Origin of the sequence: Cognatundibacterium griseum (assembly GCF_014284195.1) — a bacterium.
In the GTDB taxonomy this organism is placed as follows: domain Bacteria; phylum Pseudomonadota; class Gammaproteobacteria; order Burkholderiales; family Burkholderiaceae_D; genus Undibacterium; species Undibacterium griseum.
Genome location: NZ_JACOGC010000004.1, coordinates 322,917 through 347,266 on the forward strand (window position 1 = coordinate 322,917; position 24,350 = coordinate 347,266).

Consider the following 24,350-nt stretch of genomic DNA (forward strand, 5'->3'; position numbering starts at 1 on the left):
TGCCTCAGCCCTGAAGCAGCGCGAACAGGAAACAGCAAATAACCCGGCAGTTGTGTCATCGCAGGCTGCCGTCAGCAAACACCGGCACGCATCCGTGCCAGCCAATCTGCATGACGATTCTGCGTCACGATTCTGCATCACATTAATGCAGGATTTTGCTGGCGTCGTAGGTACGCAGCCAGGTCAGCTGCAGGATGCGCGCATCATTGCTGGCGCGGTGGCGGGTGAGGTTCAGGTCGTCTTCCACCTGTATCTTGGTGGCATGCCAGACGGCTTCCTGACGCGGCGATATGATTTCCCGCAAATCCGCCAGCCGGAATTGCGGTGAACGCTGCGCCGCATCAAACAACCGCGCCAGCCACACATAATCATGCGCCCAGCCATCGGTGTACACCGTCTGCCCGCCAAGCAGCTGGTTCAGCTGGTCAGCCACCTGATTCACGGCCCGTCCGCGGGCGATCAGCATTTCACGCTGAATCCGGTGCGCGCCGACAGCGCGCTCGTCCCAGTGCTCCCAGTCGTCTTCCGGCCGGATCAGAGTGCACCAGCCTTCACCGTGGCGATGGGAAAATCCGACTTCGATCGGATAACTGCCCCGGCCAAAACCTGAGGCTTCAAAATCAATCACAACCGGTACGCTGATCATGGCAGGCTCCTTCGCCGGACAAGCGGCAGGAATGACAGGGGGCAACACTGTATTTTGTACTAAACCGGCAGATGTGCAAGTTTTTCTGCGCTAAACCGGCGCTGCGAAAGCGCGGCGCGACCGAAGTCAGCAGATCAAAAATATACTGGAGGGGAGTATATAAAAAAACCCTTTATTTGATTGAAAGAAACTGGCAATAACGATGGATACTCCCCATCTTTGTTTGAGGCCGGTAACGGTACCTGCTCAGTGGACTGCCAGCATGGCTTCGCGGAAGCGCAGCACTTTTTCATCGCTGGTCTGCAGGCTGGTGGCGAGATACAAGTCAACGCGGATGTCGTCCAGATCCGCCACTTTCACGATGCGCTGCGGGTCTTCACCAAGCGCGCGCATCTGTTCATCAAGGTCGTGTTCATTCAGATAAGTGCGTATCCAGGCATCAGCGCGCCCTGCCAGTAAAAACGGCAGGATGTTTTTTTCATAGCTCATCGGATAAAAATCCGGATTGCCGGTCTGTACAAAACCGCGTTCCAGCAAGGTCAGATGCACGATGTTTTGGTTCAGCACGACGATGCGGTATTTTTTCAGATCCGCCTGCGCGGTGATGCGGATATCGCTGCGGCTGCGTAAGGCAAACACCCCAACCCGCTTGCTGGCTGTTCTGTACACCCACTTAAAGGCATTTTCGCGTCCGGCAGTGCGGCTCAGGTTAAAAATGAACACGTCGGGAAAATCCTGAACTGTTTTCAGCGCCCGCGCCCAGGGCAGCACTTCGATCGAAGAAGTCATTCTCAGCCGTTTCATTGCGGCCTGCACCTGCACGGCAGTGCTGCCTTTCAGGGTATGATCCCGCGGATCGAGATAAGCCAGCGGCGCCAGATCTTCGGTCACCACCCGCACATCCTTCCACAGAGCGCCACCCGGCTCATCCGCCGCCAGCGCAGGCATCACCAACGCCAGCGTCGCCAGAGCCAGCCAGATTCCGGGCAGCAGCCATCTCACCACGATCTTGCTCATGCCAGATTCTCCGTTTTCACCGGACCAGCCGGTTCAGCCGGCTTCCACAGCCACCATCCCTTGCCGGACAAGGTGCAGCTGATCACCCCCGTTCATGCCGGCATGGCCGTGCAGAGTTCGACCATGATGCCGTCCGGACAGCGCAGGTAAGACACCGTCTGGCCCCAGGGTTTCTGGGCCGGTGCCGCCAGCTCGGCCGCGCCGGTGTGCAGGGCATGCGCATGGGCGGCGGCCACGTCGGCAGTGATCAGGGCGATTTCAAATCCGAGCGGCTTGGGTGAGCTGTGCGCCGCCACATGGCCGGTACGGTAATTGAAGTCACCCATTTCATGTGCGGCGAATGCCAGCGTGGTGGCGCCGGTGTCGAGTTCGCCGTACATGCCGGAGTCATCCAGGAAACGGGTTGTCAGGCCAAATGCCGCCTCAAAAAAACGGAGCGACGCCGCCACATCGGGGACATAAATGATGGTGTAAGCAAATTGCATAGTAAAACTCCCAAAAATACGCCTGACACAGTTGCACTTTACACTGACTGTGTATGTATTGATCCGAATATTACCTAAAAAACAATATTAACAGTGTTTTTGCCGCTGCTTTTTTTAACTGGCTCCGGTTTGATGCAGCTGCCGGTGCCTGTTTCAAATTTCGGCTATGCTTGCTCGACTTTTCACGCATTTGTTTTTGCGCTGACATCATTTTTGAAGGAAAACCTGTGAGCGATTTACTGAACCGGCGTCTTGCGCTGCTTGATCAAGAGACCACCAGACCCCTGCTGGCTCAGGGCTTACGCGGCATCGAGCGGGAAACCCTGCGCGTCGATCAGCAGGGACATCTGTCGCAGCGCCCGCATCCGGCAGCGCTGGGCGCAACCCTGACGCATCCGCAGATCACCACCGATTACGCCGAAGCCCTGCTCGAATTCATCACGCCTGCGGTGCCGGACATCGCACAGGCCTTGGAGCAGCTTGACCGGATTCACCGCTTTGCCTATACCGAGCTGGGCGACGAAATGCTGTGGAGCCAGTCCATGCCGTGCCCGCTGCCCGACGAAAAAGACATCGCGATTGCCTGGTACGGCACTTCGCACATCGGCATGATCAAGCATGTCTACCGGCGCGGACTCGCACTGCGTTATGGCAAAAGCATGCAGTGCATCGCCGGTATTCATTACAATTTCTCCGTGGCGGAAGACCTCTGGAAAGTCCTGCACCAGGCCGAGCAGACGCCGGGCGATGCGATGTATGTGCAGTCCGAAAGCTATATTGCGATGATCCGCAATTTCCGCCGTTACAGCTGGCTGCTGATGTACCTGTTCGGCGCCTCGCCGGCGCTGGCGACCACCTTCCTGCGCGACCGCCCGCATCAGCTCGACGTGCTGTCGGCTGACACGCTGTACCTGCCGTATGCCACCAGCCTGCGCATGAGCGATCTGGGCTATCAGAACAATGCCCAGGACGGGCTGGTGCCGCCCTACAACAGCCTGCTCGATTACATGCGCAGCCTGTCGCTGGCGGTTCGCAAACCGTATCCGCCGTATGAAAAACTGGGCACCAAAATCAACGGCGAATGGGTGCAGATCAACACCAACGTGCTGCAGATCGAGAACGAGTTTTACGCCACCATCCGGCCAAAGCGCGTGATCCGCAGCGGCGAACGTCCGATCGAAGCCCTGTGTTCACGCGGCGTGCAATATGTCGAAGTGCGCTGTATGGATGTCAATCCGTTTGACCCGCTCGGCATCAACCTGGAAACCTCGCGTTTCCTCGACGCCTTCCTGATGTACTGCGCGCTGGAAGACAGCCCGCTGACCAATCCTGAAGAAGGCGAGGAAAATGGACAGAATTTCGCCCTGACCGTCAAAGAAGGCCGCCGCCCGGGCCTGATGCTGCAGCGTCACGGCCAGCAGGTTTCGCTGCAAACCTGGGGGCTGGAATTGCTGGACAAAATCGCCCCGGTTGCCGCCCTGCTCGACCGTCAGCGCGGTGACACGGTTCACCACGACGCCTTGCAGGCTCAGCGCGCCAGACTGCTGGATGCAGAAAAAACGCCTTCCGCGCAGGTCATGCAGGCCATCCAAGCCGAAGGCGGATCGTTCCCCCGCTTTGCGCTGAAACAAAGCCAGTTGCTGGCGGCACAGTTCCGCGCCCGCCCGCCCGGCGCGGAAGAACTGCGCAGTTTCCACGACATGGCACAGCAATCCATCGCCGAACAGCGGCACATGGAAACCAGCCAGACCGGCAGTTTTGATGAATTCATCACCGACTACCGTTCCCGCACTTCCAGCCAGCTCTGTTGCGAAAACTGATACGGAAAACCGGCACGGTCGTACGCTGCCCGTGCTGCCGCCATCCCCGCGGCAGCACGGCAGCGAGAACGCTTGCTTTCTGCGCATAGCTCCAATAGCATTGCCGCATCGTTTTCCAAGCAGAACGCCATGCCCGCCTTGCCTGAATTAAAAGAACTCGAACGCATCATCCAGCTCGGCCAGAAATATCTTGAAGTCGATGTGTTATGCGAAGTCGATGTCCAGCATAAACGCTTTCCGGTGTACCGGCTCGCGCTCGGCAATCCCGATCCGGCATTGCCGGCGATCGGCTTTTTCGGCGGTATTCACGGGCTTGAGCGCATCGGCTCGCAAGTGCTGCTGTCTTTCCTGCGCGGTCTGCTGACCCGTCTCTCATGGGATAAAAGTCTGCAGCACATGCTGCAGGAAGTGCGTCTGGTATTCATGCCGCTGATTAATCCGGGCGGCATGTGGCAGGCCACCCGCAGCAATCCGCGCGGCGTTGACCTGATGCGCAATGCGCCGGTGGAAGCCACCGATCAGGTACCTTTCCTGCTTGGCGGACACCGCATCAGCCGCTACCTGCCGTGGTATCGCGGCCCGGCCGGCACCGAAATGGAGGCCGAAAATCTCGCCCTGTGTCGTACCGTGCAGGAAGAATTACTGCCGCGCCGGTTCAGCATCGCGATTGACTGTCATTCCGGTTTCGGCCTGCGCGACCGGGTCTGGTTTCCGCATGCCCACAGCGTGCATCCGATTCCGCATCTGGCCGATATTCTGTCGCTGGAAGAATTGTTCCAGCAAACCCATCCGAACCACCGTTACCTGTTTGAACCGCAGAGCCTGCAATACCGCACGCATGGCGACATCTGGGATTACCTGTATCTGCAGGCGCAGGAACAATCCGGCAAAACCTTCCTGCCGCTGACGCTGGAAATGGGTTCCTGGCTGTGGGTCAAAAAAAATCCGCGCCAATTGTTTTCGCGCCACGGCATGTTCAATCCGGTGGCGGAACACCGCCTGCACCGCGTGCTGCGGCGGCATAATTCCTGGCTGGATTTTCTGATGCGCGCCACCTGCGGCTACCAGGAGTGGCTGGCGCAAGGCCCGACCCGCCTGCGCCTGCAGGAGCGCGCCGTGCAGCGCTGGTATCGTCCATGACCTGGGTGCTGCTGCGCGGCCTGATGCGCGAACAACGGCACTGGGGCAGCTTCACATCACAGTTTGCGCAAGCCCATCCGCACGAACGCATCATCACCCTCGATTTCGCCGGCAACGGCGTTCTGTACCAGCAAGCCAGCGCCACCAGCATCGGTGCAATGGTCGAACAGGCACGCCAGCAAGTCCGGCAACAACTTCAGCCGCAACTGGAGCAACAGCCAGCACACGGCAAGATCAAACTGCTCGCCATCTCCCTCGGCGCCATGGTCGCCGTGGCATGGGCAGAACGCTACCCGGACGAACTGCAACGCCTGATCCTGATCAACACCAGCCTCGCGCCGCACAACCCGTTTTATCAACGCCTGCGCCCCGCCAACTATCCCGCCATCATCAGCACCATGCTGACCGGCTCACAGCGCCAGCGCGAACAACTGATCCTGCGCCTGACCAGCCACCAGAGCGACACCGCCCACGCCGAACGCCTGCTCAACGACTGGGTCAGCTTCGCCCAGCAATACCCTATCAGCCGCCGCAACATCCTGCGCCAGCTGTTCGCCGCGATGCGCTACCGCGCCCCGGCACAGGCTCCGCAAGTACCACTGCTGCTCGCCGGCGCCAAAGATGCGCTGGTGAACCCGCAATGCTCCGCCACGCTTGCCACCCGCTGGCAAGCCGAATTACGCCTCCATCCCGACGCCGGTCACGACCTGCCGCTGGATGATCCTGACTGGGTGATACGGCAGACGCTGGGGTAAACCATCTTTCCGGTTCAACAACCAACGCACATCCCAGAAGCGTTGTACACTATCGCGGCATTTCCCTGTCCGGTTCTGCCGGGTCAGCGATGCTGTCGCAGCATCACATCAGTTAATTTGCATCAGGAAATGCGTACCAGCCACACGACTTAACACCAGCAGCATTGCAGTCAAACCAGCGGATCACGGCCTGACGGCCGCCGTATTCTGGGGAGTAAGCACTTATGTCTGTCATCGCCAGTCCATCCTTGCCAGCACGCCATCCTGGTGCTGCCGGCAATGTCTTGCATCCTGTGCCGCCTCTGCCGCGCGCCGGGGAACATGCGGAGCTTTGCAGCGGCCTGCTCGCCAGCCGCGCCCATACTTCGCCCAAGTATTTTTACGATGCTATGGGGTCGGTGCTGTTTGAGGCGATCTGCGTGTTGCCTGAGTATTATCCGACCCGCACTGAAGCCGCGATTTTCAGCACCCACCTGCCGCAGATGGCAGAGGTGATCGGCACCGGCGGCACCATCATCGATCTGGGTGCGGGTAACTGCGCCAAGGCCGCACGCCTGTTTCCGCTGCTGCATCCGCATCAGTATGTGCCGATCGATATTTCTGCCGATCATCTGAACGATGCCGTCAGCCGCCTGCAGCAACGCTTTCCGCACATCGAGATGACGGCGCTGAGTCTCGATCTGGCGCAAGACTGGCAGCTGCCGCCGGAAGTGCGCAATGAGCGCCGTCTGTTTTTTTATCCCGGCTCATCAATCGGAAATTTTGAACCGGCGCAGGCGCTGGATTTTCTGCGGCATCTGCGGCTGTGCTGCGACAACAACGGCGGCATCCTGATCGGGGTCGATCTGATCAAGGATGCGCAGATTCTGGCAACGGCGTATGACGATCATCTCGGCGTGACGGCTGCCTTCAACCTCAATCTGCTGCGTCATATCAACCGTCTGCTGGGCAGCGATTTTGCACTCAGCCAGTGGCAGCACCGGGCATTTTTCAATTCCCGTCAGTCGCGCATTGAAATGCATCTGGAAGCGAAACAGGATGTACAGGTGCGCTGGGCCGACGGCGGGCGCGATTTCCGTCAGGGCGAAAGCATCCACACTGAAAACAGCTACAAATACAGCATCCCGGACTTTGTCGCGCTGCTGGAGCAGGCTGGCTTCATCGCTGCCCACCACTGGACCGACAGCGACGAATGGTTTGCCGTAATCTATGCGCAAACCGCCTGACTGAGCACGGAGACAAGGCATGACAAGCACGGATTTACTGGAACGCTGGGCGGTTGTCAGGCAGCACTCGCTGGACCTGACCGCCACCTTGTCTGCCGAAGACTGCTGCGTGCAATCAATGCCCGACGCCAGCCCGGTGAAATGGCATCTGGCGCATACCACCTGGTTTTTTGAAACCTTTATTCTGGAACAATACGAGCAGCAGTTTCAGGCGTATCACCCGGCCTTTCGCATGCTGTTCAACTCGTACTACAACGATATCGGCGACAAACATCCGCGCCCGCAGCGCGGCCTGCTGACACGGCCGGCCTTCGACACCATCCTCGATTACCGCGCTCAGGTCGATGCCCGCATCCGGCGCTGCATCAGCGCCATGTCAGCCACCTCAGAGGCAGCCGCCGCACGCCTGCGGCAACTGCTGGAACTCGGCATCCAGCATGAGCAACAGCACCAGGAACTGATGCTGACCGATATCCAGCACCTGCTGTCCTGCAACCCGCTGTATCCGGCGCTGTACCGGCAGGCCGCACCAGCGCCAGTGTTCGCGCCGGCACCGCTGAAGTGGATCAGCTACGAAGCCGCGCTGTCCGAAACCGGTCATCGCGGTGACGGCTTTTGCTTCGACAACGAAACCCCGCGCCACCGCCAGTTCACCGAAGCCTTTGCGCTGGCCGACCGTCTGACGACCAATCGCGACTATGCCGAGTTCATCGCCGACGGCGGCTATCAGAATCACCAGCTCTGGCTGGCCGAAGGCTGGGACTGGATACGCACGCAACAGATCCGCCACCCGCTGTACTGGCTGCCCGAAAAAGACGGCAGCTGGTCCAACTTCACGCTACATGGCAAACAGCCGCTGGCACCGGAGCAGCCAGTCGCCCATTTGTCCCTGTTTGAAGCCGCCGCCTTTGCCTGCTGGTGCGACGCCCGCCTGCCGACCGAAGCCGAATGGGAATACGCCGCCACCTCCGGACAGGCTACGCTGCTGCATGACCTCTACGGAGCACGCTGGCAATGGACCAGCAGTGCCTACACACCCTACCCCGGCTTTGCCCCCGCCGCCGGCGCCATCGGCGAATACAACGGCAAATTCATGATCAACCAGTACGTGCTGCGCGGCTCCTCCGCCTTCACCCCGGCAGGACACAGCCGCCCCACCTACCGCAACTTCTTCCCCGCCAGCACCCGCTGGCAACTCACCGGCCTGCGGCTGGCGCGTTCGCTCCATACCTGAAACCGTGTGCCGCTCAATTCAGCACATACGACACACTCAGGCCCGCAAAACGCAGATCCGGATGCTTTTCGCACAGCATCTGTTTCACCGGCAGCACTTTATGCAATGGCACATCCACGATCAGCAAGACCTTACCGGCATCGATTTCTGATAAATAGGTTTCCAGCCGTGAGCTCGGTATCGACTTTGCCGCCCGTCCGGACAACCAGGAACCCAGCAGCGCACCGCCAAATCCCGACCCCAGTAATGCCATCATTTTGAGTTCCGGATTTTCCGGAGGAAAAATCAGCAACAAACTACCGGCCAGCACACCGGAAACTGCACCGATCAATGCTCCCAGTTCCAGTCCATGCAGAAGATCGGTGCGCTGAAACAGATTCGCTCCCGGCATATCCGGCAGCAAAAGATTGTCTTTCGCAATGAAATGAATATGACGTTCCTCTATCCTTGCCAGCAACAACTCATCCAGCGTCGCGCGGGCTTGCGGAATATCGGGAAGCATGAAGTAAAGACGCTGCCGCATGATAACCCCCTGTCAGCAAAAAATTACACCGGAGGTTTTGTCATTGCGGACGAATCGTCAGAGAGATGCCAGATCAATGTTTGACAGACTAACCGGTCTGCAAACACAAAGCCTCTGAATTCGTTATAGCAAAAATAGGAAAAAGTGCAAACGCCGGTACACCTGCGCATCGGGTGCCGGGACAAGCGGAATTTTTGCGCTCTTTAAGAAAGGAAAAATTGTCTTCTTTGACATCATAAATTAAACTTCATTTTTGTTAAATGAAATCATTAAGATTCTCACTATGGCAACCTTTATCGAAATGAATTGTATCGATACACTCAAGCGTCTATGGCATGTTTTCTGGACGCCATTCTGGATCACATTAACTTTTGGTTTTATAAGCCTAAAAGTAAATCCATATTGGAAAAACGTGCTCTTAAATGCAATATCAGGTCAACTCGCAATAACATTGGTTAAATTGTTCTTCTACTTTTCTTTTATTTTTCTTGGCTTGGCAACTGCGCTGAAATCTGTCCCATACCTCGCATCATTCTTTCGCTCGAGCGGTACTCGTTTAGCGGAACTCACCTTCGACTATACAACGACAACTTTAGGCGTGTTTGTTGGTTTGATGCTCATAGAGATGTATGAGTTCGACCCAGCTACTAATGCGGTAATGTTAAGGTACTCCATTTTGGTCATGGCACTGATGCTGGTTACAATTTCGATTAGCGTAAATCTTGTCACCGGAAAATTCGATACTTATCTTCCCGTACCGAATGTTTCTATCCGCTTGTGCGGCCTAGCCCTCGTCATAATTGCCACTACATCGTTGGGAAAAGAGCCGTGGAAAGAAGCATTACCTACTGAAACGAAGTGCGAATTAGAAAAAAACACTCCCCCACCGGACAACTTAGACACGTCGAAAATAGGTACGTCAGCTAGGTAGTACGCTAGGTACAGTCATGACTACTGGGACTCTTCCGCACTTTGAGAATGCTTTTTCAAGCATAGGGTGGTTTCTTCCGCCCTACGCTGCTATGGGGTTCCTTAGCGCTATGGCATCCGAAATTCTTCGTAAGGGGAATGAGTTTGGTCAAGGTGACCTTGAACAGTGGCTGGCTCACCTCTACGGAGCGGATAGTCTAGCTGCGATGGTATGCAGTCGCTATCTAATTACTCCGGTAATTACCGAGTACAAAGAAACGATTGCCGAATCAATCGAGGCCCATTTCCTTGGCCTCCATCATGTTGCAGTCGCTGGTCTAGTTCCTGTAATCGAAGGTGCCGGACGAGAACTCTTAGCCAGTCGAGGCTTATCCTGCAATTACGTTCGTGAGGTATTTTCTAAATTAGCGTCAGACTGTAAACGCGAGTCAATAGAGAAGAACATTGGAGCAACCGGCGAAATTATTTCAATGATGGATTCGTTTACTAATTTCACCAATAATGTGTTGTACGTTGATTCCAAAAAGTATCCATTCATTGATGGTACTAATCGCCATGGCATTACACACGGCTCGTTCAAAGATGGCGACTACGGTAGCCCAATCAACTTCTACAAAACGATAGGGGCAGTCGACTTCTTGGCCTTTGTGTCCGCATTTCGCGCCGCCATCTCTTGGTTTGCGCCCGAGGCAACTGCAGAGTCAAGGAGGTTGGCCAGTTACTACCGTGAACTGCAAGGCATTCGATCAAAAAGCGGGAGAAGCTTTACCTAAAAGTCGGCGGAGCACTGAGCAAATAGCAGCAAACTATTGCGCTGTTGCCCACGCTACTTTCCGGCAGCTCGAGCACCGCTGATTTTCTCACTCATCACCAGCACCCTCTCTATTTCACCCAGCCCGCTTGGCCGCAATCGCATTGCATGCGCGGCTGACGGCTTTGCGGCCGAGGTGGGTGGAGATGAATTGTCCGGCGTCGACCACGGCATTCAGATCAATGCCGGTATGGATACCTAATCCCTGCATCAGGAACAGCACGTCTTCGGTGGCAACATTGCCGGTGGCGCCTTTGGCGTATGGGCAGCCGCCGAGGCCAGCGACGCTGGAATGGAAGATGCTGATGCCGACTTCCAGACTGGCGTAGATATTCGCCAGTGCCTGGCCGTAGGTGTCATGAAAATGGCCGGATAAACTGTGCAGCGGGAATTCCTGCGCGACGACTTGCATCACATTTTGCACCTGGCGCGCAGTGCCTACGCCGATGGTGTCGGCGATGTCGATTTCATCGCAGCCCAGATCGCGCAGGCGGCGGACGACATCGGCCACGCTGGCAGGCGCGACTTCACCCTGATACGGGCAGCCGAAAGCGCAACTGATGGAGCCGCGCAAGCGGATGTTATTTTGCTTGGCCGCCAGCGCGACATCGCGGAAACGTTCTATCGATTCTTCTATCGAGCAGTTGATATTTTTTTGCGCAAAGGCTTCGGATGCGGAACTGAAAATCACGACTTCATCAGCACCGGCAGCGAGTGCGGCTTCAAAGCCTTTCATATTCGGCGTCAGCACCGAATAAATCACACCGGGTTTGCGACTGATGCCAGCCATGACTTCGGCAGACGTGGCCATCTGCGGCACCCATTTGGGCGAGACGAAAGAGGCGGCTTCGATGTTCGCAAAACCGGCGGCAGTGAGGCGATTCACGAGTTCGATTTTGATGTCGGCGGGGATGCTTTCTTTTTCGTTTTGTAAACCGTCACGCGGGCCGACTTCAACGATTTTGACTTGTTGCGGTAGTGATGTGTTCATCTGTTTTCCTTTTGCCTGCATAGTCTGTGGATGGCTGCGGCTGGCTTATACTGCACCTATGCCTGCGCGGCACGACGGATGATGTCGAGATACTGGCGCGTGACATTGTCCATGCCTTGTTCCAGGCTTTCAACGATCACGGCATGGCCGATAGAGACTTCGAGGATGTCTTTGATCTGTAAAAATTTGCCCAGGTTTTGCAGATTCAGATCATGCCCGGCATTCACTCCCAGACCAGCGCGTTGCGCGCGCAAAGCAGTGTCCGCAAAGGTCTGCAGCACGGCATCGTTTTCCGGTGTGCCATAGGTTTCCGCATACGGCTCGGTATATAACTCAACGCGGTCGGCACCCATTTGTTTTGCCAGCGCCAGATCGGCATCGCTGATCCCGGCATCCACAAACAGGCTGCTGCGTATGCCGGCGGCTTTCAAGCCTGCCAGCACTGGCTGCAATAAAGCAGCATCTTTGCGCATGTCCCAGCCGTGATCGGAAGTCAGCTGATCCGGCGCATCCGGCACCAGCGTGCATTGCGCAGGACGATAGCGATACACGACTTCCATGAATTCCGCTGCCGGGTAACCTTCGACATTCAATTCTGCACCGCGCCGCTGACACAACTGCCCGAGACTTTCGACATCAGAATAGCGCGCGTGGCGCTGATCCTGACGCGGATGCAGTGTGATGCCCGCCACACCAAGATCGAGAAAGCGCGCCGCGAACGCATCGACGTCTGGATAATTGCGGCCGCGCGAATTTCTGAGCAAAGCAATCTTGTTAATATTGATCGAAAGTAAGGTCATCACTTCACCTGCAAAAAATTTACATACTCAATGCTCCAGCCGGTCTGTTCCGTGAAACACGAAAAAAGCTCCGGCTGGGCTGACTTACTGCGCGAATGCCAATAGCTGCGCGCCTTCGGTGACCTGATCGCCCACCGCGTACAGCACGTCGTCGATCACGCCATCCAGCGGTGCTGAAATCGTGTGCTCCATTTTCATGGCTTCCATGATCAGCAGCGCGTCGCCTTTTTTGACTTCCTGTGCTTTCGATACCAACACCGCGACGATCTTGCCCGGCATCGGCGCAGTCAGGCGGCCGCCTTCGGCTTCGGTTTCACCGGCATGGGCGAGTGCATCGCTGTAATGCAGATCGGTATGCACGCCCTGGCTGAAGACGTGGAAATGTTCACCATCACGCACGACGGTGCCAGTGACGGTGCGATCAGCGATTTTCAGTACCAGATCGCTGCTGCCGCTGCCACTGACAGACGCGAGCCGGACATCTGCGGTGGTATCAGCCGTGTGCAATTTCCAGCCATCGGCCAGATACGTGACCTGTACGCTGTGCTGGTGATGTTCTTCAGCGAACTGCAAGGCGCGCTGCATCAGGCTATTCATGCGCCAGCCGTGGCTGCTCTGCCACGGGTCGCTGCCGCCGGATTTTTCAGACAGCAACAGCGACACCACAGCCAATGCGACCACATCCACAGATGCTGGCCGCGCTGGCGGGAACAGTTGTGCTTCGTTACGCGCAATCAGGCCGGTATCCAGATCGGCGTTGGCAAAGGCGTCGCTGTGTATCAGACGCGACAGGAAAGCGATATTCGATGACAAACCAACGATCTGATATTGCGACAAGGCCTGCGCCATGCGTGCCAGTGCTTCGGTGCGGTCTTTGCCCCAGACGATCATTTTGGCGATCATAGGATCGTAGAAAGGCGAGATCGTATCGCCTTCACGCACGCCGCTGTCGATACGGAAACCCGCTGGTTCTGCGCTGCCGCCGAGTTCAAAATTTACTGCTGCCGGGGTACGCGCATGACGTAAAGTGCCTATCGATGGCAGGAAACCCTTTTCCGGATTTTCAGCATACACACGGGCTTCAATCGCATGGCCGTGTATCTGCAATTGTTCCTGTTGCAGCGGCAAGGCTTCGCCGGCTGCCACGCGCAATTGCCATTCGACCAGATCGGTGCCGGTGATCATTTCTGTGACCGGATGTTCAACCTGCAAGCGCGTATTCATTTCCATGAAGTAGAAAGAACCGTCCTGATTTGCAATGAACTCAACTGTACCTGCGCCGACATAGCCAACTGCTTTAGCGGCAGCAACCGCCGCTTCGCCCATTGCGGCGCGGCGTTCCGGCGTCATGCCGGGTGCCGGTGCTTCTTCTAATACTTTTTGATGGCGGCGTTGTACCGAGCAATCACGTTCAAACAGATACACGCAATTGCCGTGGGTGTCGGCAAACACCTGAATTTCGATATGGCGCGGACGTTGCAGATATTTTTCTGCCAGCACTTTATCGTCACCAAAGGAATTGATCGCTTCGCGTTTGCAGGATGCCAGCGCCTCTTTGAAATCCTTGCTGTGTTCGATCACGCGCATGCCTTTGCCGCCACCGCCAGCGCTGGCTTTCAGCAACACCGGATAACCGATGCGGTCGGCTTCGTTCTGCAAAAAATCGGCATCCTGATTATCGCCATGATAGCCAGGCACCAGCGGCACATTGGCTTTTTCCATCAGCGATTTCGCCGCAGATTTGCTGCCCATCGCTTCAATTGCGGAGGCTGGCGGGCCGATGAAGGCGATGCCATTTTTTGCGCAGGCTTCAGCGAATTCACTGTTCTCTGACAAAAATCCATAACCCGGATGCACCGCTTGCGCGCCAGTTGCCAGCGCAACTTCAATGATCTTATCGGCGCGCAGATAACTTTCTTTGGCGGCTGCCGGGCCAATCAGCACCGCTTCGTCACAGACGGCGACATGCTTGGCATTGGCGTCGGCTTCCGAATAGACGGCGACGGTTTTGATACCCATGCGGCGTGCAGTCGCAGCGACACGGCAGGCGATTTCGCCGCGGTTGGCGATCAGGATTTTGGTGAACATGTCTCTTCGCTCTTAGTTATATTGAATCGGAAATGTCGTCTTTTCTGTTACAGGATGAATGCGGCACACACGACTCGTGATCGGTTTGCACCGCGTTGTGACCATTTATTTCTTAATTACAGCTACCCGCTTTGGCTTCGACTTTACCGCGGGTTTTCAAACCTAATTTATCCAGCAAGACGCGATCATCGGCAGCTTCCGGATTTTCTGTCGTCAGCAATTTATCGCCATAGAAAATCGAATTCGCGCCAGCGAGGAAACACATCGCCTGCACCGCTTCGCCCATCTGACGGCGGCCTGCGGACAAGCGCACACGCGCTTTCGGCATGGTGATGCGGGCAACCGCAATCGTGCGGACGAATTCCAGCGGATCCAGCGGATCCAGCCCGTGCAATGGCGTGCCTTCGACCTGCACCAGATGATTGACCGGCACTGATTCCGGATACGGATTCAGATTCGCCAGTTGCGCGATTAAGCCCGCACGCTGGCGGCGTGATTCGCCCATACCGACGATGCCGCCGCAGCAAACCTTCAGGCCAGCGGTGCGCACATGACCCAGCGTATCGAGTCTATCCTGATAGTCGCGGGTGGAAATCACATTGCTGTAAAACTCCGGTGCGGTATCGAGATTGTGGTTGTAGTAATCCAGACCAGCATCAGCCAGACGTTGTGCCTGTTCTTCTTTCAGCATGCCGAGTGTAGCGCAGGTTTCCAGTCCCATGGCTTTGACTTCGCGCACCATGGTTTCGACTTTTTCCATGTCGCGGTCTTTTGGCGAACGCCAGGCCGCACCCATGCAGAAACGGGTCGCGCCGTTTTCACGCGCGGCTTTGGCAGCGTCCAACACTTCGCGCACATCCAACATTTTTTTGGCTTCGACGCCGGTGTCGTAACGCGCTGCCTGCGGGCAGTAGCCGCAATCTTCTTCGCAGCCGCCGGTCTTGATCGACAACAGCGTCGCCAGTTCCACATCGCCATCCGGGAAATTGGCACGATGCGCGGTCTGTGCTTTGAACATCAGATCGTTGAACGGCAGATCGAACAGCGCCAGCACATCATCGACCGGCCAGGTTTCGGCTTCGATTTTTTTGACGGGTGCCTGAAATTGCACGGCTTGTTGCGGAGTGTCATTGGCTTGCATAAATCTTCCTTTACTTCAAAATTGTCAGATCGAGACAGGCGACTGCGGCAGCAACCTGCTCTGTAGCGCTGCCTGTCAGGCGAGGTATCTGGCCCAGCAGCGGCGCGCCGAGACGCTGTTCCAGCGCAGCGACGTTGTCCTGCAAATACAGCATGTCGGGATTGACGGTATTCGCAATCCAGCCAGCAATGCGCAGACCACGGGCACGGATGGCTTCGGCAGTCAGCAGCGCGTGGCTGATGCAACCCAGCCGCAAACCCACCACCAGTATCACCGGCAATGCCAGTTGTTGCGCCATGTCGGCGGTATCGTGTTCATCGTCGAGCGGTACGCAAAAGCCGCCCACGCCCTCGACGATCACGGCGTCACTCAGCGCTGTTGCCCGCTGATAGTTCGCCACAATCTGCGGCAGCGAGATCGTGACGTGTTCATTGCGGGCGACGATATGCGGCGCAGCGGGTGTCTGCATCAGATACGGACACACCAGATTGCGGTCTGCCTGCACGCTGGAGGCGGCGATCAGGCTGTCCACGTCTTCGTTATGCCAGATGCCGTCACGCAGTTCGGCACCCGATGCAATCGGCTTCAGACCGAGGCTGCGCTTGCCCTGCCGCGCCAGTGCATACAGCAAGGCGCTGCTGCACAGCGTCTTCCCGATTTCGGTATCGGTGCCGGTGACAAAGAAATCAAACGGGCGCGCTGATGTTGTCAATGATGTTGCCAGGCTCATCAGGCCACCTCCGCAAAACATTGCGCGACATGGCTCATCTGATCCAGACGATTAATCGCCTGGATGAGTTGATGCACCTGAATGTCGCTATGCGCTGCAGACAATGTCACGCGCAGACGGGCCGTGCCGGGCGCGACGGTCGGTGGACGAATCGCGCCGACCCAGTAGCCCTGATTGAGCAGGCTGCCGGCGATATTCAGCATCGCCGCATTCTCACCGATCACCACCGGCTGCACGGCAGTCACTGAAGGCATCAGCTCCCACATTTGCAGATTCAGGCCGTGGCTGAACATCCCGATCAGCTTATTCAGATGTGCGCGGCGTTCGCGGCCTTCATCACCGCTGATGATGTCGATGCTGGTCAGCAACGCATGTGCCAGCGCCGGTGCGGCTGCTGTTGTGTAAATGTAGGCACGCGCTTTCTGGATCAGCCATTCGATCACAGTTTCATGCGCAGCGACAAACGCGCCGCCGACGCCCGCCGCCTTGCCCAGCGTGCCCATGTAGACCAGATTCGGTGATTGCAAACCAAAGTGTTCGAGCACACCGCGACCGTTTTCACCGAGCACTCCGAAGCCATGCGCATCGTCCACAATCAGCCAGGCATCGTATTGTTCGCACAGCGCCAGCAAGGGCGGCAGATCGGCGATATTGCCATCCATGCTGAATACGCTGTCGGTCACCACCACACGTTTTTGCGCAGTGCATTCCTTTAGCATTTTTTCCAGCGCAGCGTAATCCTTGTGCGGAAATACTTGCGCGGTGCCGCGTGCAAGACGCACACCGTCGATAATCGATGCGTGGTTCAGTGCTTCTGAAAACACCGCAGCATCCTTACCTGCAAGCGCAGTAATCACTGCCTGATTCGCCATGTAGCCGGTGCAGAAATACAGCGCACGGGCATGAGCAATATCCGGTGCCATGAATTCAGCCAGACGTTGTTCCAGCGCAGCATGGGCGCGGCTATGACCGCTGATCAGATGCGAAGCACCGCTGCCTGCGCCGTACAGACTGGCACCTTTTTGCAGGGCCTGCACCACTTCCGGATGCGTCGCCAGCCCCAGGTAATCGTTGCTGCAAAAAGCGATGAGATCTTGGCCATCAGCACGCAGATTCGCGCCGTGCGCGCTGTTCACAGTACGGCGGCGGCGGATCAGGTGCTGCGCATCAAGCGCCGCCAATTCTTCCTGCAATGCCTGCAACAAAGGCATACTCTGCACTCGCTTTTCCGCTAACTGCAGATGACTATTATTTCCTGTCGTGCCACTCATGCCATAACCTCTTCAAACACTTTCATGGTCTTCTGTGCCAGCAGAGCGATTTCATCGTCGCTCAGAATATACGGCGGCATCAGATAGACACTGCGTCCTATCGGGCGCATCAATAATTCCTGCTGCAAGGCGGCGCTGAAAAAACGGCGCGAAAATGTCACGGCTTTTTCAGCGTCATCGACAATCGCATCAAACGCAAAAATCATCCCTTGCTGGCGCACATGCCGCACACGCGGATCATCGTGCAATGGTGCAAATGCATCGGCAAACATCTGTGCTTTGCGGCGGTTCTGCGCCAGCACATCATCCTCTGCAAAAATCGCCAGCGTCGCCAGTGCCGCACGGCAGGCCAGCGGATTGCCGGTGTACGAATGCGAATGCAAAAAGCCGCGCCGCACATCCGCATCGTAAAACGACTGATAAACCGCATCGGTCGTCATCACCAGACTCAGGGGCAGATAACCGCCGCTGATACCTTTCGACAGACATAAAAAATCAGGCCAGATCTGCGCCGATTCACAGGCAAAGAAAGTGCCGCTGCGGCCACAACCGACCGCAATTTCATCGGCGATCAGATGCACATGGTATTGATTGCACAACTCGCGCAGACGGCGCAGATACACAGGATCGTGCATCGCCATGCCAGTCGCACATTGCACCAGCGGCTCGATAATCACTGCGGCGATCTTGCCTTCGCGCTGCTGCAACACACGTTCCAGATCAGCGGCCGCACGCAAGGCGACATCGGCAGCCGTTTCGCCTTCCTGCGCCAGACGTGCATCCGGTGAAGCGACCACATGTGCCCGTTGCAGCATGGGGCCATACGCTTCGCGGAACAGACTGACATCAGTAACTGCCAGCGCGCCGACGGTTTCGCCGTGATAGCTGCCTTGGATGCAGATGAATTCCTGCTTGTCGGTCTGCCCGCGGTTACGCCACGAATGAAAACTCATCTTCAGCGCAATCTCGACCGCCGAAGCGCCATCAGAAGCGTAAAAACAATGACCGAGCTGGTGGCTGGTCAATGCGGCTAATTTTTCTGATAATTCAATCACCGGCGCGTGCGTAAAGCCCGCCAGCATGGCGTGTTCCAGCTGATCGAGCTGATCCTTGAGTGCGGCATTGATGCGCGGATTGGCATGACCAAACAGGTTCACCCACCATGAGCTGATGGCGTCCAGATAGCGCTTGCCTTCCATATCGTACAACCATGCACCGCGCCCGTGACTGACCGGAATCAGGGGCACCGTTTCATGATGCTGCATCTGGGTGCACGGATGCCAGACATGCTGCAGGCTGCGTGCGACCCAGTCATTTCTTGTATTCAAATTAACTCCAGACTACTGACGAAGGCGCCTATTTTATGCGACTTTTCACAGGCTCCCGGTTTCCCGGCTGCCGTGTGGTGCTGACATAAGCAAGTACTGCCAGCGAACCGGTGCCAGACGGGGTTCAGCTTAACCATGCTGGCTTGCGTTTTTCGAGGAAAGAGCGCACGCCCTCACGCCCTTCAGCGGAAGCGCGGATCTGCGCAATGCCTTCCACAGTGGCGGCAATCAGTTCCGGTGTCAGCTCACGGCTGGCAACGTCCTGCACCAACTGTTTCGCCTGACGCACGGCGTTCGGGCTGTTCGATACCAGCGCCTTGACGATCCCTGCCACAGTGTCATCCAGCGCCTCTGCCGTTGCCACTTCATGTACAAAGCCGATACGCTGCGCCTCTGCTGCGCTGAAACGCTCCGCTGTGATGAAGTAGCGCCGCGCCGCACTCTCGCCCATCGCCTTGATCACATACGGCGAAATCGTCGCCGGAATCAGGCCGAGCTTCACTTCACTGAGACAGTAATTCGCACTGTCGACACTGACCGCGATATCACAAGCAGCCACCAGTCCCATGCCACCGGCATAGCAATCACCCTGCACTTTGGCCACGACCGGCTTGCTGCAACGGTAAATCGCCGCCAGCATCGCCGCCAGCTGCCCCGCATCGGCGAGATTTTCGGCATGCGTGTAATCCGCCATTTTTTTCATCCAGTTCAGGTCGGCACCAGCGCAGAACGCCGGGCCGTTCGCTGCCAACACAATCGCGCGCACAGCCGCGTCGGCATCGAGCTCCTGAAAAACCTGGGTGATTTCTGCAATCGTGGTTTCATTGAACGCATTGCGCACATCGGGACGGTTTAGGGTCACGGTGGCGCTCAGACCGTGGCGTTCGACGGACAGGGTTTCAAACATGGCATTCCTTTTAATGCTGTTTCTGTGACCAGATTCAATCCGGAACTACGCATGATGCGGTCACGCGCCCTGTTCCGGGCTTTCAAACGGAGAGACGCTTTACATCCTGAAAATGCCAAATTTCGCGTCTGGAATCGGCGCATTCAATGCAGCACTTAATCCCAGAGCAAGCACCATGCGGGTATCGGCCGGATCAATCACACCGTCATCCCACAAACGAGCAGAGGCGTAATACGGGTGCCCCTGATGTTCGTATTGCTCTTTGATCGGTTGTTTGAATGCGGCTTCTTCGTCGGCGCTCCAGCTACCACCTTTGCCTTCTATGCCATCACGTTTCACGGTCGCCAGTACGCTGGCGGCCTGCTCGCCACCCATGACACTGATACGTGCATTCGGCCACATCCACATGAAGCGCGGCGAGAAAGCGCGGCCGCACATACCGTAATTGCCAGCACCAAAACTGCCACCGATAATCACGGTAAATTTCGGCACATTCGCCGTTGCAACCGCCGTCACCATCTTCGCGCCGTTACGCGCGATGCCTTCATTTTCGTATTTGCGCCCGACCATAAAGCCAGTGATGTTCTGTAAAAATACCAGTGGGATTTTGCGCTGACAGCACAGTTCGATGAAGTGCGTGCCTTTCAATGCGGACTCAGAAAACAAAATGCCATTGTTCGCAATGATGCCGACCGGCATGCCGTGAATATGCGCAAAGCCACAGACCAGCGTGGTGCCGTAGCGTGCCTTGAATTCATCGAAATGACTGCCATCGACAATCCGCGCAATCACTTCGCGCACATCGAAAGGCTTGCGCGTATCGACCGGAATCACGCCATACAATTCACTGGCTGCGAACTTCGGTTCTTCGACTTCTTTCAGCACCACGGTCTGTGGTTTTTGGCGGTTCAGATTCGAGACGATGGTACGTGCCAGAGACAGCGCATGCGTATCGTTTTGTGCCAGATGATCGACCACGCCGGACAAACGCGTATGCACATCGCCACCACCGAGATCTTCGGCGCTGACGACTTCGCCCGTTGCGGCTTTCACCAATGGCGGGCCACCGAGGAAAATCGTGCCCTGGTTTTTGACAATAATCGATTCATCGCTCATCGCCGGTACATAAGCGCCACCAGCGGTACAGGAACCCATCACCACCGCGATCTGTGGAATGCCTTTGGCGGACATATTCGCCTGATTGTAGAAGATGCGGCCGAAGTGATCGCGATCTGGAAACACATCATCCTGATTCGGCAGATTCGCGCCGCCGCTATCGACCAGATAAATACAGGGCAGATTATTTTGCTCGGCAATTTCCTGTGCGCGCAGATGTTTTTTGACGGTCAGCGGATAGTAAGTGCCGCCCTTGACAGTCGCATCGTTACACACGATTACGCATTCCTGCCCGGCCACGCGGCCAATGCCGGTAATCACACCAGCCGACGGCGCCGCATCGTTACCATTTTTTTCCTTGTACATGTCGTAGGCCGCAAGCTGGGAAAATTCCAGAAAAGGCGTGCCGGCATCCAGCAGCATTTGCACACGATCACGCGGCAGCAATTTGCCACGTGCCAGATGTTTGCTGCGTGCTTCGTCGCCGCCACCCAGTGCGATTTTTTCTATTTTCGCTTTCAGGTCGTCCACCACCGCCTGCATGGCAGCAGCATTGGCTTTGAAATCATCAGAACGTGGGTTCAGTTTGGATTCTAGGATTGTCATTATTTGGATTCCGGTGTTGATTTATTTTTGAGGAAAGCTGCCATCGACATAAAACCATTTGCCGTCATATTGAACAAAACGGCTGACTTCGTGCAGGCGATGGGCCTTGCCTGCAATTTTGTAGCGGGCGACGAATTCCACAATCGCCTGATCGCCGTCCTGCTGATGTTTCCTGACTTCCAGCCCCAGCCAGTTGGTGGGTTCGTCATGGGTGATGCGCTCTGATGGACAGGTACGCTCGTCCCAGGTGGCGCGCAGATACACCTCATCGCTCAAGGTGTAGGCGCTGTAACGTGAGCGCATCAGCGCTTCTGCCGTCGGTGCGGCGGCAGTACCGCTGATATACACGCCGCAGCATTGCTCATACTTTCTTGCTGAACCACAGGGACACAGGCTCGCGCTTTTTTGATCTTGACGACTCATACAACTTTCTTGATTTCCTTGGCGACGGTGGGTGCGCCTGCGGCTTTCCAGGCAGTAAAGCCACCTTCGATATGCGCCACATTTTCCAGTCCCATATCCATCAAAGTCTTGGTGGTCAGGGCGCTACGCCAGCCTGCTGCACAAAATAAAATAAATTCCTTGTTTTCACCGAATACCGGACGGAAGTAAGGCGAATCCGGATCAACCCAGAATTCGATCATGCCGCGCGGTGCGTGAAAGGCGCCTGCGATCACGCCTTCGCGCTCGAGTTCGCGGATGTCGCGCACATCGATGAATTGCACGTCACCTTTATCCAGCTTCGTCAACGCTTCGGCAACGCTGTAAGTCCTGATCTGTGCGTATGCTTCATCCACTAACTGCTGATAGCCTTTTTTTAACATGCTGCTCTCCTCATGACGCAAAAAAAATTCTGCGTTTGCTGACCGGTTATTTTTGATGATTTTGATTTCTTATCTAAACAATGCTGATTACGATGCTGATTAAAAACCACCCTGCGCCAGCCAATGTTCTACTTGCGGCAGACGGTCGTTACCCCAGAACGATTCACCATCAACAATGATCCACGGTGCACCAAAGATGCCTTTTTCTATCGCCTGCTCGCATTGCGCCTTCAAGGCTTCCTTGTAATGCGGCTCGTTGCAGGCCGCCGCTGCGGCGGCACCGTCCAGCCCCATCGCCGCTATCTGTGACGCCAGCCAGCCGGTATCATTTAATGCAGTCGGACCAGAAAAATATGCACGTGTGACCTGACGCACGAATTCGCCGGTGCGTTGCGGAGCGGTGTCTTGCAGCCACAGGCAAACCCGGGCGGTATTCTGAGTCGCAATCGGAAACGGCTTCGGCAACACGAAAGGCACGCCGGCATAGCGTGCGGAACGCAGAAAATCATGCTTAAAATAATCTGCCATCACCGATGGCCGCATGGTCAGCGGGCTGGAGCCGGTCACTTTGAATACGGCACCCAGCAACATCGGTTTCCAGCTCACTTCGCGGCCATGTCCGGCAGCCAGTTGTTCGATAGACTGCGCGGCGATATACGCATACGGTGAGACAAAATCAAACCAGAATTCGACAGGTGCTTTCATCACGGCGTCCTTTTTTCAGTGATATCAGTGATAAAAAATCAAAATGAAGGTCAAATGAAACTCAATGCGGCTCAGAGCAAAGCACATCAGGCCAGCGCGCGGCTGATCAGAATTTTCTGTATCTCTGAGGTGCCTTCGTAAATCTGGCACACGCGCACATCGCGGTAAATCCGCTCCACCGGAAAGTCGCTGACGTAACCGTAGCCGCCGTGTATCTGTATCGCATCGGAGCAGACTTTTTCCGCCATTTCAGACGCAAACAGTTTCGCCATCGCCGCTTCTTTCAGGCAAGGCTTACCAGCATCTTTCATACTCGCTGCGTGCCAGATCAGCTGACGTGCTGCTTCGATCTGGGTTGCCATGTCAGCCAGTTTGAATTGCACCGCCTGATGTTCGTAAATCAATTTGCCGAAGCTGCTGCGGTCTTTGGCATAGGCCAGCGCGGCTTCAAATGCGGCGCGCGCCATACCTACCGATTGCGAGGCGATACCGATACGACCACCTTCAAGTCCGGACAAGGCAATCTTGTAGCCCATGCCTTCTTCACCGATCAGGTTTTCAGCAGGGATGCGGCAATTCTCAAACAGGATTTGTGCGGTATCGGAAGAATGCTGACCCATTTTATTTTCGAGCCCGGCGACGATGTAACCCGGCGTTTTGGTCGGCACCCAGAATGCGCTGATACCTTTTTTGCCTGCTGCTTTATCCGTCACCGCCATAACAATCGCGACGTCTGCATGTTTGCCACTGGTGATGAATTGCTTGACACCGTTCAGCACATAGTCATTGCCTTCACGGCGGGCTGTCGTTTTCAGATCAGACGCATCGCTGCCCGCATGCGGCTCAGTCAGGCAAAACGCACCGAGCATCTCGCCTTGTGCGAGCGGGCGCAACCATTGCTGTTTCTGCGCATCATTCGCATACATCATCGCAATGCTGCAGACCGGGCAGTTATTCACCGAAACAATCGTCGAGGTGCCACCATCGCCGGCGGCGATTTCTTCCAGCACCAGCGCCAGCGACAGGTAATCCATACCGGCGCCGCCGAGTTCTTCCGGCACCGCAACGCCATACGCGCCCATCTGCGCCAGTTCTTTTAATTCTGCTGCCGGAAAATGGTGTTCCTTGTCCCAGCGCGCCGCATTCGGCACCAGTTTTTCCTGTGCAAATGCGCGTATCGCATCGCGGATCATTTCGTGTTCTGCTGTGAGTAACATACCTGGTCTCGTCTTGATGTTGTTTTGTCTGTTTGTTGT

Annotated in this window: 24 protein-coding genes; 7 read left to right on the plus strand and 17 right to left on the minus strand. The window is 56.2% G+C overall.

Annotated features, from left to right (window positions below):
* Positions 1 to 142: 142 nt before the first annotated feature.
* From H8K27_RS12020 to H8K27_RS12030, 3 genes are all read right to left on the minus strand, one after another.
* On the minus strand, positions 143 to 646 hold the full coding sequence (locus H8K27_RS12020) for a 3'-5' exonuclease family protein (protein WP_176801796.1): 504 nt from the start codon (positions 644 to 646) through the stop codon (positions 143 to 145).
* Between the two features lie 246 nt (positions 647 to 892).
* Entirely contained in the window at positions 893 to 1,663 is a 771-nt protein-coding gene (locus H8K27_RS12025; protein WP_186863406.1) for an ABC transporter substrate-binding protein, read from the minus strand.
* Positions 1,664 to 1,755: 92 nt separating this feature from the next.
* Positions 1,756 to 2,148 carry a VOC family protein gene (locus H8K27_RS12030; protein WP_186863407.1) on the minus strand — a complete coding sequence of 131 codons (393 nt, stop codon included), beginning with the start codon at positions 2,146 to 2,148 and terminating at the stop codon, positions 1,756 to 1,758.
* A gap of 227 nt (positions 2,149 to 2,375) precedes the next feature.
* Here H8K27_RS12030 and gshA point away from each other — a divergent pair, with 227 nt between their 5' ends.
* The 5 genes from gshA (at position 2,376) to egtB (ending at position 8,323) form a co-directional block, all read left to right on the plus strand.
* A complete protein-coding gene (gene gshA / locus H8K27_RS12035; protein ID WP_186863408.1) occupies positions 2,376 to 3,968 on the plus strand; it encodes a glutamate--cysteine ligase in 1,593 nt (530 codons plus the stop codon).
* A 129-nt stretch (positions 3,969 to 4,097) separates the two neighbouring features.
* Positions 4,098 to 5,108: a M14 family zinc carboxypeptidase gene (locus H8K27_RS12040; protein ID WP_186863409.1), complete on the plus strand. Its 1,011-nt coding sequence runs from the start codon at positions 4,098 to 4,100 to the stop codon at positions 5,106 to 5,108.
* Positions 5,039 to 5,863, plus strand: a complete 825-nt coding sequence (locus H8K27_RS12045; RefSeq protein ID WP_329604390.1) for an alpha/beta fold hydrolase — start codon at positions 5,039 to 5,041, stop codon at positions 5,861 to 5,863. Before H8K27_RS12040 ends, H8K27_RS12045 begins: the two co-directional genes overlap by 70 nt.
* A gap of 233 nt (positions 5,864 to 6,096) precedes the next feature.
* A complete protein-coding gene (gene egtD, locus H8K27_RS12050) occupies positions 6,097 to 7,089 on the plus strand; it encodes an L-histidine N(alpha)-methyltransferase (protein ID WP_408058449.1) in 993 nt (330 codons plus the stop codon).
* 19 nt (positions 7,090 to 7,108) lie between these two features.
* A complete protein-coding gene (gene egtB, locus H8K27_RS12055) occupies positions 7,109 to 8,323 on the plus strand; it encodes an ergothioneine biosynthesis protein EgtB (RefSeq protein ID WP_186863411.1) in 1,215 nt (404 codons plus the stop codon).
* Positions 8,324 to 8,336: 13 nt separating this feature from the next.
* Here the strand turns inward: egtB and H8K27_RS12060 are convergent, their stop codons facing one another.
* Entirely contained in the window at positions 8,337 to 8,846 is a 510-nt protein-coding gene (locus H8K27_RS12060; RefSeq protein ID WP_230419226.1) for a DUF1269 domain-containing protein, read from the minus strand.
* Between the two features lie 283 nt (positions 8,847 to 9,129).
* Between H8K27_RS12060 and H8K27_RS12065 the strand changes: the two genes are divergently transcribed.
* Both H8K27_RS12065 and H8K27_RS12070 read left to right on the plus strand, forming a co-directional pair.
* Positions 9,130 to 9,777 (plus strand): hypothetical protein, encoded by a 648-nt coding sequence (locus tag H8K27_RS12065; protein WP_186863412.1) that lies wholly within the window; start codon positions 9,130 to 9,132, stop codon positions 9,775 to 9,777.
* Positions 9,778 to 9,793: 16 nt separating this feature from the next.
* Positions 9,794 to 10,549: a hypothetical protein gene (locus H8K27_RS12070; RefSeq protein ID WP_186863413.1), complete on the plus strand. Its 756-nt coding sequence runs from the start codon at positions 9,794 to 9,796 to the stop codon at positions 10,547 to 10,549.
* Between the two features lie 114 nt (positions 10,550 to 10,663).
* Here H8K27_RS12070 and H8K27_RS12075 read toward each other — a convergent pair whose 3' ends face one another.
* The 13 genes from H8K27_RS12075 to H8K27_RS12135 form a co-directional block, all read right to left on the minus strand.
* On the minus strand, positions 10,664 to 11,578 hold the full coding sequence (locus H8K27_RS12075; RefSeq protein ID WP_186863414.1) for a hydroxymethylglutaryl-CoA lyase: 915 nt from the start codon (positions 11,576 to 11,578) through the stop codon (positions 10,664 to 10,666).
* Between the two features lie 56 nt (positions 11,579 to 11,634).
* Positions 11,635 to 12,378, minus strand: coding sequence for a pyridoxine 5'-phosphate synthase (locus H8K27_RS12080; RefSeq protein ID WP_186863415.1), 744 nt, complete (start codon positions 12,376 to 12,378; stop codon positions 11,635 to 11,637).
* An 84-nt stretch (positions 12,379 to 12,462) separates the two neighbouring features.
* A complete protein-coding gene (locus tag H8K27_RS12085) occupies positions 12,463 to 14,466 on the minus strand; it encodes an acetyl/propionyl/methylcrotonyl-CoA carboxylase subunit alpha (RefSeq protein WP_186863416.1) in 2,004 nt (667 codons plus the stop codon).
* A gap of 112 nt (positions 14,467 to 14,578) precedes the next feature.
* Entirely contained in the window at positions 14,579 to 15,607 is a 1,029-nt protein-coding gene (gene bioB / locus H8K27_RS12090) for a biotin synthase BioB (RefSeq protein WP_186863417.1), read from the minus strand.
* Between the two features lie 10 nt (positions 15,608 to 15,617).
* Positions 15,618 to 16,337, minus strand: coding sequence for a dethiobiotin synthase (gene bioD, locus H8K27_RS12095; protein ID WP_230419232.1), 720 nt, complete (start codon positions 16,335 to 16,337; stop codon positions 15,618 to 15,620).
* Entirely contained in the window at positions 16,337 to 17,548 is a 1,212-nt protein-coding gene (bioF, locus tag H8K27_RS12100) for an 8-amino-7-oxononanoate synthase (RefSeq protein WP_186863476.1), read from the minus strand. The genes bioD and bioF overlap by 1 nt, the downstream gene beginning before the upstream one ends.
* 56 nt (positions 17,549 to 17,604) lie before the next feature.
* Positions 17,605 to 18,936: an adenosylmethionine--8-amino-7-oxononanoate transaminase gene (gene bioA / locus H8K27_RS12105; RefSeq protein ID WP_186863419.1), complete on the minus strand. Its 1,332-nt coding sequence runs from the start codon at positions 18,934 to 18,936 to the stop codon at positions 17,605 to 17,607.
* A gap of 124 nt (positions 18,937 to 19,060) precedes the next feature.
* Positions 19,061 to 19,843 carry an enoyl-CoA hydratase/isomerase family protein gene (locus H8K27_RS12110; protein ID WP_186863420.1) on the minus strand — a complete coding sequence of 261 codons (783 nt, stop codon included), beginning with the start codon at positions 19,841 to 19,843 and terminating at the stop codon, positions 19,061 to 19,063.
* 99 nt (positions 19,844 to 19,942) lie between these two features.
* On the minus strand, positions 19,943 to 21,565 hold the full coding sequence (locus H8K27_RS12115; RefSeq protein ID WP_186863421.1) for a carboxyl transferase domain-containing protein: 1,623 nt from the start codon (positions 21,563 to 21,565) through the stop codon (positions 19,943 to 19,945).
* 21 nt (positions 21,566 to 21,586) lie between these two features.
* Entirely contained in the window at positions 21,587 to 21,988 is a 402-nt protein-coding gene (locus H8K27_RS12120) for a YchJ family protein (protein WP_186863422.1), read from the minus strand.
* Positions 21,985 to 22,389, minus strand: a complete 405-nt coding sequence (locus H8K27_RS12125) for a rhodanese-like domain-containing protein (protein WP_186863423.1) — start codon at positions 22,387 to 22,389, stop codon at positions 21,985 to 21,987. The genes H8K27_RS12120 and H8K27_RS12125 overlap by 4 nt, the downstream gene beginning before the upstream one ends.
* Positions 22,390 to 22,488: 99 nt before the next feature.
* On the minus strand, positions 22,489 to 23,094 hold the full coding sequence (locus tag H8K27_RS12130; protein WP_186863424.1) for a 2-hydroxychromene-2-carboxylate isomerase: 606 nt from the start codon (positions 23,092 to 23,094) through the stop codon (positions 22,489 to 22,491).
* An 86-nt stretch (positions 23,095 to 23,180) separates the two neighbouring features.
* A complete protein-coding gene (locus H8K27_RS12135; protein ID WP_186863425.1) occupies positions 23,181 to 24,311 on the minus strand; it encodes an acyl-CoA dehydrogenase family protein in 1,131 nt (376 codons plus the stop codon).
* Positions 24,312 to 24,350: the final 39 nt, after the last annotated feature.

What these genes read in the sequence shown, in the direction of transcription:
- H8K27_RS12020 (WP_176801796.1), bottom strand. Translation starts at nt 646, where the DNA reads ATGATCAGCGTACCGGTTGTGATTGATTTTGAAGCCTCAGGTTTTGGC.
- H8K27_RS12025 (WP_186863406.1), bottom strand. Translation starts at nt 1,663, where the DNA reads ATGAGCAAGATCGTGGTGAGATGGCTGCTGCCCGGAATCTGGCTGGCT.
- H8K27_RS12030 (WP_186863407.1), bottom strand. Translation starts at nt 2,148, where the DNA reads ATGCAATTTGCTTACACCATCATTTATGTCCCCGATGTGGCGGCGTCG.
- H8K27_RS12040 (WP_186863409.1), top strand. Translation starts at nt 4,098, where the DNA reads ATGCCCGCCTTGCCTGAATTAAAAGAACTCGAACGCATCATCCAGCTC.
- egtB (WP_186863411.1), top strand. Translation starts at nt 7,109, where the DNA reads ATGACAAGCACGGATTTACTGGAACGCTGGGCGGTTGTCAGGCAGCAC.
- H8K27_RS12060 (WP_230419226.1), bottom strand. Translation starts at nt 8,846, where the DNA reads ATGCGGCAGCGTCTTTACTTCATGCTTCCCGATATTCCGCAAGCCCGC.
- H8K27_RS12065 (WP_186863412.1), top strand. Translation starts at nt 9,130, where the DNA reads ATGGCAACCTTTATCGAAATGAATTGTATCGATACACTCAAGCGTCTA.
- H8K27_RS12070 (WP_186863413.1), top strand. Translation starts at nt 9,794, where the DNA reads ATGACTACTGGGACTCTTCCGCACTTTGAGAATGCTTTTTCAAGCATA.
- H8K27_RS12075 (WP_186863414.1), bottom strand. Translation starts at nt 11,578, where the DNA reads ATGAACACATCACTACCGCAACAAGTCAAAATCGTTGAAGTCGGCCCG.
- H8K27_RS12080 (WP_186863415.1), bottom strand. Translation starts at nt 12,378, where the DNA reads ATGACCTTACTTTCGATCAATATTAACAAGATTGCTTTGCTCAGAAAT.
- H8K27_RS12085 (WP_186863416.1), bottom strand. Translation starts at nt 14,466, where the DNA reads ATGTTCACCAAAATCCTGATCGCCAACCGCGGCGAAATCGCCTGCCGT.
- bioB (WP_186863417.1), bottom strand. Translation starts at nt 15,607, where the DNA reads ATGCAAGCCAATGACACTCCGCAACAAGCCGTGCAATTTCAGGCACCC.
- bioD (WP_230419232.1), bottom strand. Translation starts at nt 16,337, where the DNA reads ATGAGCCTGGCAACATCATTGACAACATCAGCGCGCCCGTTTGATTTC.
- bioF (WP_186863476.1), bottom strand. Translation starts at nt 17,548, where the DNA reads ATGCCTTTGTTGCAGGCATTGCAGGAAGAATTGGCGGCGCTTGATGCG.
- H8K27_RS12110 (WP_186863420.1), bottom strand. Translation starts at nt 19,843, where the DNA reads ATGTTTGAAACCCTGTCCGTCGAACGCCACGGTCTGAGCGCCACCGTG.
- H8K27_RS12115 (WP_186863421.1), bottom strand. Translation starts at nt 21,565, where the DNA reads ATGACAATCCTAGAATCCAAACTGAACCCACGTTCTGATGATTTCAAA.
- H8K27_RS12120 (WP_186863422.1), bottom strand. Translation starts at nt 21,988, where the DNA reads ATGAGTCGTCAAGATCAAAAAAGCGCGAGCCTGTGTCCCTGTGGTTCA.
- H8K27_RS12125 (WP_186863423.1), bottom strand. Translation starts at nt 22,389, where the DNA reads ATGTTAAAAAAAGGCTATCAGCAGTTAGTGGATGAAGCATACGCACAG.
- H8K27_RS12130 (WP_186863424.1), bottom strand. Translation starts at nt 23,094, where the DNA reads ATGAAAGCACCTGTCGAATTCTGGTTTGATTTTGTCTCACCGTATGCG.
- H8K27_RS12135 (WP_186863425.1), bottom strand. Translation starts at nt 24,311, where the DNA reads ATGTTACTCACAGCAGAACACGAAATGATCCGCGATGCGATACGCGCA.